The organism is Streptomyces bungoensis (assembly GCF_001514215.1).
Taxonomy (GTDB): Bacteria; Actinomycetota; Actinomycetes; order Streptomycetales; family Streptomycetaceae; genus Streptomyces; species Streptomyces bungoensis.
In genome coordinates this window covers 232,087-243,747 of record NZ_KQ948859.1, presented here as the reverse complement: position 1 = coordinate 243,747, position 11,661 = coordinate 232,087, and the positions used below count along the sequence as shown (strand labels likewise).

General features: G+C 74.4%; 10 protein-coding genes. 9 read left to right on the top strand and 1 reads right to left on the bottom strand.

The features are described 5' to 3' along the window. Positions 1–68 precede the first annotated feature (68 nt). Entirely contained in the window at positions 69–350 is a 282-nt protein-coding gene (locus tag AQJ66_RS20195; protein ID WP_061923952.1) for an HU family DNA-binding protein, read from the top strand. Between the two features lie 180 nt (positions 351–530). Here AQJ66_RS20195 and murA read toward each other — a convergent pair whose 3' ends face one another. Continuing rightward, positions 531–1,871 carry a UDP-N-acetylglucosamine 1-carboxyvinyltransferase gene (murA, locus tag AQJ66_RS20190; RefSeq protein WP_061923949.1) on the bottom strand — a complete coding sequence of 447 codons (1,341 nt, stop codon included), beginning with the start codon at positions 1,869–1,871 and terminating at the stop codon, positions 531–533. A 276-nt stretch (positions 1,872–2,147) separates the two neighbouring features. Between murA and AQJ66_RS20185 the strand changes: the two genes are divergently transcribed. From AQJ66_RS20185 to AQJ66_RS20155, 8 genes are all read left to right on the top strand, one after another. Continuing rightward, positions 2,148–2,720, top strand: coding sequence for a YqgE/AlgH family protein (locus AQJ66_RS20185; protein WP_061923946.1), 573 nt, complete (start codon positions 2,148–2,150; stop codon positions 2,718–2,720). 29 nt (positions 2,721–2,749) lie between these two features. Then, positions 2,750–3,034 (top strand): DUF3039 domain-containing protein, encoded by a 285-nt coding sequence (locus AQJ66_RS20180; RefSeq protein ID WP_079060295.1) that lies wholly within the window; start codon positions 2,750–2,752, stop codon positions 3,032–3,034. Positions 3,035–3,233: 199 nt separating this feature from the next. Continuing rightward, positions 3,234–4,904, top strand: coding sequence for a beta-N-acetylhexosaminidase (locus AQJ66_RS20175; RefSeq protein WP_079060294.1), 1,671 nt, complete (start codon positions 3,234–3,236; stop codon positions 4,902–4,904). Between the two features lie 258 nt (positions 4,905–5,162). Beyond that, positions 5,163–6,056: an FAD binding domain-containing protein gene (locus tag AQJ66_RS20170; RefSeq protein ID WP_061923940.1), complete on the top strand. Its 894-nt coding sequence runs from the start codon at positions 5,163–5,165 to the stop codon at positions 6,054–6,056. Then, positions 6,053–7,819 (top strand): 2Fe-2S iron-sulfur cluster-binding protein, encoded by a 1,767-nt coding sequence (locus AQJ66_RS20165; protein WP_061923937.1) that lies wholly within the window; start codon positions 6,053–6,055, stop codon positions 7,817–7,819. Before AQJ66_RS20170 ends, AQJ66_RS20165 begins: the two co-directional genes overlap by 4 nt. Then, positions 7,816–10,125 carry a xanthine dehydrogenase family protein molybdopterin-binding subunit gene (locus AQJ66_RS20160; protein WP_061923935.1) on the top strand — a complete coding sequence of 770 codons (2,310 nt, stop codon included), beginning with the start codon at positions 7,816–7,818 and terminating at the stop codon, positions 10,123–10,125. The genes AQJ66_RS20165 and AQJ66_RS20160 overlap by 4 nt, the downstream gene beginning before the upstream one ends. Beyond that, positions 10,122–10,247, top strand: a complete 126-nt coding sequence (locus tag AQJ66_RS40645; RefSeq protein WP_279617326.1) for a hypothetical protein — start codon at positions 10,122–10,124, stop codon at positions 10,245–10,247. Before AQJ66_RS20160 ends, AQJ66_RS40645 begins: the two co-directional genes overlap by 4 nt. A 176-nt stretch (positions 10,248–10,423) precedes the next feature. Then, positions 10,424–11,584, top strand: a complete 1,161-nt coding sequence (locus tag AQJ66_RS20155; RefSeq protein WP_061923932.1) for an SUKH-4 family immunity protein — start codon at positions 10,424–10,426, stop codon at positions 11,582–11,584. The last annotated feature ends 77 nt before the right edge of the window (positions 11,585–11,661 follow it).

Genomic DNA, 11,661 nt, shown 5'->3' with positions numbered 1-11,661 from the left:
GGGCGCGAGCGCATCGGCATCGATCTCACCTCACGCCTCAATGGCAAGAAGAACACGGGAGTAACAACATGAACCGCAGTGAGCTGGTGGCCGCGCTGGCCGACCGCGCCGAGGTGACCCGCAAGGACGCCGACGCCGTTCTGGCCGCGTTCGCCGAGGTCGTCGGCGACATCGTCGCCAAGGGCGACGAGAAGGTCACCATCCCCGGCTTCCTGACCTTCGAGCGCACCCACCGTGCCGCTCGCACCGCGCGCAACCCGCAGACCGGTGAGCCCATCAACATCCCGGCCGGCTACAGCGTGAAGGTCTCCGCGGGCAGCAAGCTCAAGGAAGCGGCCAAGGGCAAGTAAGCGCTCCGCTCTGTGGCGCCGGTCCACCGGGGCGCCGCCGGGCTTCGGCGCCGTGGGTGGCTGCCGGCCTGATGTGGCTGGTCGCGCAGTTCCCCGCGCCCCTTTCGGGGCGCCACGGCTGGAGAAGTCGAAAGGGCGGCCCCCCTCATGTCGAGGGGGGCCGCCCTTTCGCCGTTTCGTCTAGCCGAGCGCCTTGCCCGGGAGCTCGACCTTGGCTCCCAGTTCGACGAGCTTCTCCATGAAGTTCTCGTAGCCGCGGTTGATCAGGTCGATGCCGTGCACGCGGGACGTCCCCTCGGCCGCGAGGGCGGCGATGAGGTACGAGAAGCCGCCGCGCAGGTCGGGGATGACCAGGTCGGCGCCCTGCAGCTTGGTGGGGCCGGAGACGACCGCGGAGTGCAGGAAGTTGCGCTGGCCGAAGCGGCAGTCGGAGCCGCCCAGGCACTCGCGGTAGAGCTGGATGTGGGCGCCCATCTGGTTCAGGGCGGAGGTGAAGCCCAGCCGGGACTCGTAGACCGTCTCGTGGATGATGGACAGCCCCGTGGCCTGCGTCAGGGCCACCACCAGCGGCTGCTGCCAGTCGGTCTGGAAGCCCGGGTGCACGTCCGTCTCCAGCGCGATGGACTTCAGCCGGCCGCCCGGGTGCCAGAAGCGGATGCCCTCGTCGTCGATCTCGAAGGCACCGCCCACCTTCCGGTAGGTGTTCAGGAACGTCATCATCGAGCGCTGCTGGGCGCCGCGGACGTAGATGTTGCCGTTGGTCGCCAGCGCCGCCGACGCCCAGGACGCGGCCTCCAGGCGGTCCGACAGGGCGCGGTGGGTGTAGCCGCCGAGCTGGTCCACACCGGTGATGCGGATCGTGCGGTCGGTGTCCATCGCGATGATCGCGCCCATCTTCTGCAGCACGCAGATGAGGTCCTCGATCTCCGGCTCGACGGCCGCGTTGGACAGCTCGGTGACGCCCTCGGCGAGCACGGCCGTCAGCAGCACCTGCTCGGTCGCGCCGACCGACGGGTACGGCAGCCGGATCTTCGTGCCCCTGAGGCCCTTCGGGGCCTCCAGGTACTGGCCGTCCGCGCGCTTCTCGATCGTCGCGCCGAACTGGCGCAGCACGTCGAAGTGGAAGTCGATGGGCCGGCCGCCGATGTCGCAGCCGCCGAGGCCGGGGATGAAGGCGTGGCCGAGCCGGTGCAGCAGCGGGCCGCAGAACAGGATCGGGATGCGGCTGGAACCGGCGTGGGCATCGATGTCAGCGACGTTCGCGCTCTCCACGTGCGTGGGGTCCATCACCAGCTCACCGGGTTCCTCACCCGGCCGGACCGTCACCCCGTGCAGCTGGAGCAGGCCGCGCACGACGCGCACGTCACGGATGTCCGGAACGTTGCGCAGCCGGCTCGGCGCACTGCCCAGCAGGGCGGCGACCATGGCCTTCGGTACGAGGTTCTTCGCACCGCGGACCCGGATCTCGCCCTCCAGCGGGGTGCCGCCGTGGACAAGCAGGACATCGTCGTTGACGGTCATGTATCTCGCGTTCCGATGAGTCGGGCAGGGGCCGGCCGGTCAACTTTGCGCAGGGGCCGGAGAGACAGGGTAATCGCCGATCACCCCCCTGCCGTAAGCCCGAGCACCACCCAGTCGCGTCATGGCTGTGTCACAACACGAACCGTTCCCCGGCGGCCACGGGCCGTCACCGGGCGGGTCGTGCGCCGGGCCCGCTTCCGTGCTCCCTGGCCTGCGTTCACTCCCGGACCCCGATTGGCTCCCCACGCCGGGGGAAGATGCGGGATCATGTCTGGCATGACCGAGGTGTCCTCGCTCACAGGGCGGCTGCTCGTGGCCACCCCCGCCCTGGCGGACCCGAACTTCGACCGCGCGGTGGTGCTCCTCCTCGACCACGACGAGGAGGGCTCGCTCGGTGTCGTCCTCAACCGCCCCACCCCCGTGGACGTCGGCGACATCCTGGAGGGCTGGGCCGACCTCGCCGGCGAGCCCGGCGTGGTCTTCCAGGGCGGCCCGGTGTCGCTGGACTCGGCGCTCGGCGTCGCGGTCATCCCGGGCGGCTCGAACGGCGACCTGGCCCCGCTCGGCTGGCGCCGGGTGCACGGCGCGATCGGTCTGGTCGACCTGGAGGCGCCGCCGGAGCTGCTCGCCTCCGCCCTCGGATCGCTGAGGATCTTCGCCGGGTACGCCGGCTGGGGCCCCGGTCAGCTGGAGGACGAGCTGGTGGAGGGCGCCTGGTACGTCGTCGAGTCCGAGCCCGGGGACGTGTCCTCCCCGGCGCCCGAGAGACTGTGGCGCGAGGTGCTGCGGCGCCAGCGCAACGAGCTGGCGATGGTGGCCACGTATCCGGACGACCCGTCGCTCAACTGAAGCGGTGGGGCTTCAGTACTCTGGGGCGTATGAGCACTCTCGAGCCCGAGCGCGGGACTGGTACGGGGACCCTCGTAGAGCCGACGCCACAGGTGTCCCACGGCGACGGCGACCACGAGCGCTTCGCCCACTACGTCCAGAAGGACAAGATCATGGCGAGCGCCCTCGACGGCACCCCCGTCGTGGCGCTGTGCGGCAAGGTGTGGGTGCCGGGCCGCGACCCGAAGAAGTACCCCGTCTGCCCCATGTGCAAGGAGATCTACGACTCCATGGGCAGCGGCGGCGACGGTGACGGCAAGGACGGCGACAAGTAGGGCTCGTCCGCCCGCCCGAACGCCCGCGGGCCCCCGGGGTGCGCCGATGTGCGCCCGGGGGCCCGCCCGTGCCGGTGGCGCCGAGAGGTACAGACCTCTTGTCGGTGCCCCGGCGGATCCGTAGGCTCGCCGGCCAGTACGCAGCGGAAGCAGCCGTCGCACGCGGTGCGACGCATGACGCGGAGGTGCGGCGGGCGGCATGAGCGACACCAAACACTTCCCGGACCTCGACGGAGCGCTGATCCCCGCGCCGGTCCGCGTCACGCCCGCTCCGCCCGGTGACGGCGCCCCGCACGTCATCGACGCGGACACCGGGATCGACGCCACCGGGGGCACCGAGCGCGTCGCGCGCTGGCTGCGGACGACCGTGGGCGCGGCGACCGGGCTGCCGCTCGCCCCGCACCGCGACAGCGGCTCGCGCGTCCTGCTGCGCGTCGTGCCCGCGCTGGCCGGTGAGCTCGGCAGCGACGAGGGCTACCGGCTGACCGCCGACGGCCGTCTCCTCACGATCGACGGCGCGAGCGAGACCGGCCTGTTCTGGGGGGCCCAGACCCTGCGTCAGCTGCTCGGCCCCGACGCCTTCCGGCGCGCCCCGGTCACCGGCCGGACCGCGTGGGAGATCCCGGCCGTCACCGTCCAGGACGCCCCCCGGTTCCGCTGGCGCGGCCTCCTGCTCGACGTCGCCCGGCACTTCATGCCCAAGGACGGCGTGCTGCGCTACCTCGACCTGATGGCCGCGCACAAACTCAACGTCCTGCACCTGCACCTGACGGACGACCAGGGCTGGCGCGTCGAGATCCGGCGCCATCCCCGGCTGACCGAGGCCGGCTCCTGGCGGGCACGGACGAGATTCGGCCACCGCGCCTCGCCGCTGTGGGAGCACAGGCCGCACGGGGGCCACTACACCCAGGACGACGTCCGCGAGATCGTCGCCTACGCCGCCGAGCGGCACATCACCGTCGTCCCGGAGATCGACGTACCGGGCCACTCGCAGGCCGCCATCGCCGCCTATCCGGAACTCGGCAACACCGACGTCGTCGACACCACCGCCCTCTCCGTCTGGGACGACTGGGGGATCAACCCCAACGTACTGGCCCCCACCGACACCACCCTGCGGTTCTACGAGGGGGTGTTCGAGGAGGTTCTGGAACTCTTCCCGTCGCAGTTCGTCCACATCGGCGGCGACGAGTGCCCCAAGGACCAGTGGCGCGCCTCGCCGGCGGCCCAGGCCCGCATCGCCGAACTCGGGCTGGCCGGCGAGGAGGAGCTGCAGGCGTGGTTCGTCGGCCACTTCGGCCGGTGGCTCTCCGCGCGCGGGCGCCGGCTCATCGGCTGGGACGAGATCATGGAGGGCGGCCTCGCCGAGGGCGCCGCGGTCTCCTCCTGGCGGGGGTACGAGGGCGGGGTCGCCGCGGCGCGCGCGGGGCACGACGTGGTCATGTGCCCGGAGCAGTACGTGTACCTGGACCACCGTCAGGCGCCGGGCGAGGACGAGCCGGTGCCGATCGGCTGGGTGCGCACCCTGGAGGACGTCTACCGGTTCGAGCCCGTTCCGCCCCAACTCACCGACGGCGAGGCCCGGCACGTCCTGGGCACGCAGGCCAACCTGTGGACCGAGGTGATGGAGGACGCCGCGCGCGTGGACTACCAGGCCTTCCCCCGGCTCGCCGCCCTGGCCGAGGTCGCCTGGAGCCGGCTGCCCGCCCCGGCGGAGCGGGACTTCGCGGACTTCGAGCGCCGGATGGCCGCCCACTACCGGCGACTTGACGCCCTCGGTGTCGCCTACCGGCCGCCCGCCGGTCCCCGGCCGTGGCAGCGGCGGCCCGGTGTGCCCGGCCGCCCGATCGAGGGGCCACCCCCGAACCGGTAGGGAAGGACCGGTGGAAAAAGGCCGGTAAGAAAAGCTGAAAAATGCCTCCAATGGTCACTGGGGAGGGTTAATCGGATGCATCGGCTGGGGCGCACAAAATAGGACCATCTCCCCGATGAGGTGGACGAATGCCTCCTAGCGGACCCCCGCGTCCGCCCCTTGCGAAGATGTGCCAGAGTTGCCACGTCCGCCCTGTGAGCACGTACCGTACGGCCACACAGGTGGGACCAGGTGGGGCAGCGGGAAGGGGCAGCCGGTTTGACCACGCACGCACCGCAGGCGGCGCAGGCCGTCACGCTGCCCACGACACTGGACGAGGCCGTGGCGGCCCTCACCGCCATGCCGGCCGCCGTCCCGGTGGCGGGCGGCACCGACCTCATGGCCGCCGTCAACTCCGGCCAGCTCAGGCCCGCCGCCCTGGTCGGCCTCGGGCGGATCAGCGAGATCCGCGGCTGGCAGTACCAGGACGGCCACGCGCTGCTCGGCGCGGGCCTCACGCACGCGCGCATGGGCCGCCCCGACTTCGCGGCCCTGATCCCGGCGCTGGCCGCCGCCGCGCGCGCCGCGGGCCCGCCGCACATCCGCAACGCGGGCACCCTGGGCGGCAACATCGCCTCCGCCGCCCCCACCGGGGACGCGCTGCCGGTGCTGGCCGCCCTGGAGGCGACGCTGATCATCGCGGGCCAGGGCGGAGCCCGCCGGGAGATCCCGGTCTCCCACCTGCTGGCCGGCGTGGAGATGCTGCGCGGCGGCGAACTCATCGGCTTCGTGCGCGTGCCGCTGCTGCACGCCCCGCAGGTCTTCCTGAAGGCGACCGGCCGCACCGGCCCGGGCCGCGCGGCGGCCTCCGTGGCCGTCGTCCTCGACCCGGCCCGGCGCGGGGTGCGGTGCGCCGTCGGCGCCATAGCGCCGATGCCGCTGCGCCCGCTGGACGCCGAGCAGTGGGTCGCGCAGCTCATCGACTGGGACAACGACCGCGCGCTGGTCCCGGAGGCCCTGCAGGCCTTCGGTGAGTACGTGGCCGCGGCCTGCATCCCCGACCCGGTACCCGAGCCGGACGGCTCCGTCGTCCCGCTCCCGCCCGCCGTACTGCACCTGCGGCGCACCGTCGCCGCGCTGGCCCGACGAGCACTGGGGAGGGCGCTGTCGTGACCGACGACCAGCACGGAGAGGGCACCCCCCAGGGCGGCGGCCGCTGGGACCCGCTGCCCCAGGGCGACTACGACGACGGCGCCACCGCCTTCGTCAAGCTCCCCGAGGGGGGCATCGACGCCCTGCTCTCCGGTGACAGCCCCCTGGCCGCGCCCGGCCACGGCTACGTGCCGCCGCGGATAACGCCGGCCCCCGGCGCGGGCGAACCCGACGGCGGCGGCGCCTGGGCGGCGCCGGGCGGCGGCGAGCAGTGGCCCGACCCCAACGCCGTGCCCCCGGGCCCGGCGGGCGGCGACCGGTTCACGTACCAGCCCGCGGCCACGCAGCAGTGGACCTTCGAGGAGCCCGCGGCCCCGCCCGCCCCCGGACACGACGTCACCGGCCAGTGGTCGATCCCGGTCGCCGGCGGCGACCTGCCGGACGAGTCGGGCGAGTTCACGACGTCGGCGCTGGTCGAGCAGTGGGGCGGCACCCCGCCCGCCACGCTCCCCGGCGGCGCCTCCGCCCCGTGGGCGACGGAGCCGCCGGGACAGCCCTGGGGCCGGCCGGAGCAGGAGCCGGCGCGGCCGGAACCGCGGCGGGACCACCCCTTCGCGGCGGCCCCGCCCGGCCACCCCGCCGACCCGGCCGGCACAGCACCCGGCGCCCCCGACGGCCTGTACGCCGGGAGCCCCGCGGACGGCGCGGGTCCGGCGGATCCGGCCGAGGACGGCGCCACCGCCTCCGGACGCGGCCCCGAGGAGGCCGGACCCGAGACGGGAGGTACCCCCGCGGGTACCGCCGACGACAGCGACCCCGCGCAGGCCGCCGAGGGCCCCGCCGGCGGCCCGGCGGACCACGGCCCGGCCACCGGGACCGGCCCGGCGCACGAGGCCGCGCAGCCGCCCGTCACGGCCGACGCACCCCCCACCGCCGACCCGGCGGCCACCGACGGCCCGGCGGAACCGGCGGGATCCGAGGACGCGCCCGACGCCGCGGATCCCGAGGACCCCGCGACCCGCGCCGGCGAGGACCACGCGACGGCGGCCCACGAGACGCCGGCCGACGCACCGGACCCCGAGGACCCCGCCCCGCTCCCCCCTCACGACGAACACCCCCTCGCCTCCTACGTGCTGCGCGTCAACGGCGCCGACCGCCCCGTCACCGACGCCTGGATCGGCGAGTCCCTGCTGTACGTCCTGCGGGAGCGGCTCGGGCTCGCGGGCGCCAAGGACGGCTGCTCGCAGGGCGAGTGCGGCGCCTGCAACGTCCAGGTCGACGGCCGCCTCGTCGCCTCCTGCCTGGTCCCGGCGGTCACCGCGGCCGGCAGCGAGGTCCGCACCGTCGAGGGCCTGGCCGTCGACGGGCAGCCCTCCGACGTGCAGCGCGCCCTCGCCCGGTGCGGCGCCGTGCAGTGCGGCTTCTGCGTGCCCGGCATGGCGATGACCCTGCACGACCTGCTGGAGGGCAACCCCGCGCCGACCGAGCTGGAGACCCGCCAGGCCCTGTGCGGCAACCTGTGCCGCTGCTCCGGCTACCGGGGCGTCCTGCGGGCCGTCCAGGAGGTCGTCGCCGAACGCGAGGCGCACACCGGCGCCGACGCCGGGACGGACACCGACGAGCCGCGCATCCCGCACCAGGCGGGCCCGGGCGCCGGCGGCGTCAACCCGTCGGCGTTCGACACCCACGCGACCCACGGACACGGGGTCTTCGACAGTCCCCACACCTTCGGGACACCGGGACCGCACGACCAGCACCACGGCCAGGACGGAGGCCAGGCGTGAGCAACGAAGCCGCCACCGCGACCACCGCGGACGCCACCGAGACGGCCGCCGAGCAGGTGCCGCACGGTCTCGGCGCCTCCCTCCCGCACGCCGACGCCCGCGCCAAGACCGAGGGCACCTTCCCGTACGCCGCCGACCTGTGGGCCGAGGGCCTGCTGTGGGCGGCCGTCCTGCGCTCCCCGCACGCGCACGCGCGCATCGTCTCCATCGACACCAGCCACGCGCGCGAGATGCCCGGCGTCCGGGCCGTCGTCACCCACGAGGACGTGCCCGGCACCTCCCGCCACGGCCGCGGCACGCCCGACCGGCCGGTGTTCGCCTCCGAGGTCGTGCGCCACCACGGCGAGCCCATCGCCGCCGTCGCCGCCGACCACCCCGACACCGCGCGGATGGCCGCCGCCGCCGTCATCGTCGAGTACGAGGTGCTCGACCCGGTGACCGACCCCGAACAGGCCTTCGAGGCGGAGCCGCTGCACCCGGACGGCAACCTGATCCGGCACATCCCGCTGCGCCACGGCGACCCGGACGCGGTCGGCGAGGTCGTCGTCGAGGGCCAGTACCGCATCGGCCGCGCGGACCCGGCCCCCATCGGCGCCGAGGCCGGCCTCGCCGTGCCCCGCCCCGACGGCGGCGTGGAGCTGTACCTGGCCTCCACCGACCCGCACACCGACCGCAACACGGCCGCCGCCTGCTACGGCCTGTCGCCGGATCGGGTGAAGATCGTCGTCACCGGGGTGCCCGGCGCCACCGCCGACCGCGAGGACCAGGGCTTCCAGCTCCCGCTCGGCCTGCTCGCGCTGAAGACCGGCTGCCCGGTGAAGCTGACGGCCACCCGCGAGGAGTCGTTCCTCGGCCACGCCCACCGCCACCCCACCCTGTTGCGCTACCGCCACCACGCCGACGCCGAGGGCCGGCTGGTGAAGGTCGAGGCGCAGATCCTGCTGGACGCGGGCGCCTACGCCGACACCTCCGCCGACGCGCTCGCCGCCGCCGTCTCCTTCGCGTGCGGCCCGTACGTCGTCCCGCACGCCTTCATCGAGGGCTGGGCGGTCCGCACCAACAACCCGCCCTCCGGCCACGTGCGCGGCGAGGGCGCCATGCAGGTGTGCGCCGCGTACGAGGCGCAGATGGACAAGCTGGCGCGGAAACTGGGCCTGGACCCGGCCGAGGTGCGCCTGCGCAACGTCCTCGCGACCGGCGACGTCCTGCCCATCGGCCAGACCGTGACCTGCCCGGCCCCGGTCGCCGAACTCCTCCAGGCGGTCCGGGACTTCCCGCTCCCGCCGCTGCCCAAGGACACCCCCGAGGACGAGTGGCTGCTGCCCGGCGGCCCCGAGGGCGCGGGCGAGCCCGGGGCCGTGCGCCGCGGCGTCGGCTACGGCCTGGGCATGGTGCACATGCTCGGCGCGGAGGGCGCCGACGAGGTGTCCACGGCGACCGTCAAGGTCCAGGACGGCGTCGCGACCGTGCTCTGCGCGGCCGTGGAGACGGGGCAGGGCTTCACCACGCTGGCCCGGCAGATCGTGCAGGACACCCTGGGCGTCGACGAGGTGCACGTCGTCCCCGTCGACACCGACCAGCCGCCGGCCGGCCCGGGCTGCCGCGGCCGCCACACCTGGGTGTCGGGCGGCGCGGTGGAGCGCGCGGCCAAGATGGTCCGCACCCAGCTCCTGCAGCCCCTGGCGCACAAGTTCGGCATGTCCACCGAGCTGCTGCAGATCACCGACGGCAAGATCACTTCGTACGACGGCGTGCTCTCGACGACCGTCACCGAGGCGCTGGAGGGCAAGGAGCTGTGGGCCACGGCCCAGTGCCGCCCGCACCCCACCGAGCCCCTGGACGCCGCGGGGCAGGGCGACGCCTTCGTCGGCCTGGCCTTCTGCGCCATCCGCGCGGTGGTGGACGTGGACATCGAGCTCGGCTCGGTCCGCGTGGTGGAGCTGGCCGTCGCCCAGGACGTCGGCCGGGTCCTCAACCCGGGCCAGCTCGCCGCCCGCATCGAGGCCGGCGTCACCCAGGGCGTCGGCATCGCCCTCACCGAGAACCTGCGCACCCCGCGCGGCCTGATCCGCCACCCCGACCTGACCGGATACGCCCTGCCGACCGCCCTGGACGCGCCGGACATCCGGATCGTGAGACTGGTCGAGGAACGGGACGTGGTCGCCCCCTTCGGCGCCAAGTCGGTCAGCGCGGTCCCCGTGGTGACCTCCCCGGCCGCGATCGCCTCGGCCGTCCGCGCCGCCACCGGCCGGCCGGTCAACCGCCTCCCCATCCGCCCCCAGGCCGCAGTGGTGACGACCCCGTGAGCGCACCCCCCGAAGAGCCCCGCTACGAGCCCCCGCCGAGCCTCGGCAAGCTGTTCCTGTGGATCCTCGTGTTCGTCCTGGCGGCCCTGGTCGTCGTCCTGGGCGGCATCTACCTCACCTGAGGCAACGGCCCGGGGCCGTCCGGCGTCCTTCCCACCGGGCGTTGTCAGTGGTGCGGCGTACTGTGCGCAGCAGTGGGGGACGGCCGCGTCCGACAGGCCCTGGGCGGCCGGGCACGCCCTGCCCAGGGACGGCGTACGGCGCGCGGCGACGTACCGAGCACGATCGCGGGGGAGCGATGAGCACGACGGAGGCCGGGGTTCCGGCGATCACGCTGACCGAGGCGGAGCTGGACCGCCACGTCACGCACGCGCCGACGCGCGGCCTGCTGACGGGCCCCGGACTGCCCGCCGACACCGACCTGCTGACCTTCTCCCCGCTGCGCACGCACGGCCTGCGCACGCTGGGCGACGCCACGGACGGTCCCTTCCACCTGGCGGAGGAGCTGCGCGGCCGCCTGGTGATAGGCGAACTCCTCAACCCCGCGGGCATGGACCGCGAGTCGATCCTGCTCGACGGCGCGACCGGCGAGATCACGACGGCCTACCTCTTCGACCCGGCCGAGTGGCGCCCCTTCGCCCCGTCCCTGGACACCCTGCTGCGTTTCGCCGCGGTCACGGAGGAACTGTCGGGCCTGCGCGGCCGCTTCGCCGCCCTGGCCGGGCAGTACGGTCCCGGGACGGCGGCCGAGGCCACCCGCCGCCTGCTCGCCCTCTTCGAGGAGGGCACGGACGGCGCGGTCCCGCCCTACTGGAAGGCGGCGGCCCTCATCCGCCCGCTCGCCCTCGCCGCCGGCCCCGGCACCGCGTCCGGCCTCACCCTGGACGTGCCCGCCCGCGTCCTGGACCAGGAGTTCGGGTACGGCCGGGTGGTCCGCTTCGAGGAGATCGACCTCCCCGCCACGCTCACCCACGAGCCGACCCGCCGCTTCCTGCGCGAGACGGGCCTGCCGGAGGAGGCGGTCCTCTTCCACGCCGACACGGACGCGCCGCTGCCCACCCTCACCGAGTACTTCACCACCGAGCGCCCCGACGACCGCGTCCTGGCCACCCTCCCCGCGCACGCCGGCCACCTGGTCCGCCTGGGGTACCTGGTCGAGGACAACAGCCTGGTGGTCGACGGCAGAACGGGCGCGGTCCTCACGTTCAGCGAGCCCGGCGCGACGCTCCACGCCCTCAACACCGACGTCTCCACCCTGGCGTTCACCCTCTGGCTCCTGCACCACGAGCGCACCATCGACGAGCACCTGTCCCGCGAGCTGACCACGACGGCCTACGACCAGCTGGCCGCGGCCATGATCCACACTCTGACCGCCGTGGACCCCACGCCCCTGCTCCCGGACACCGCCTGGCACTACTGGACGGAGCTGTTCCAGGACGAGGCGGGCGGGGTGCTCTGACCTCTGCCGGGCACGGCCGGGCGTACGACCAAGGTCGCAGGACGGACCCGACCACCGACAGGGGCCAAACCCGTCGA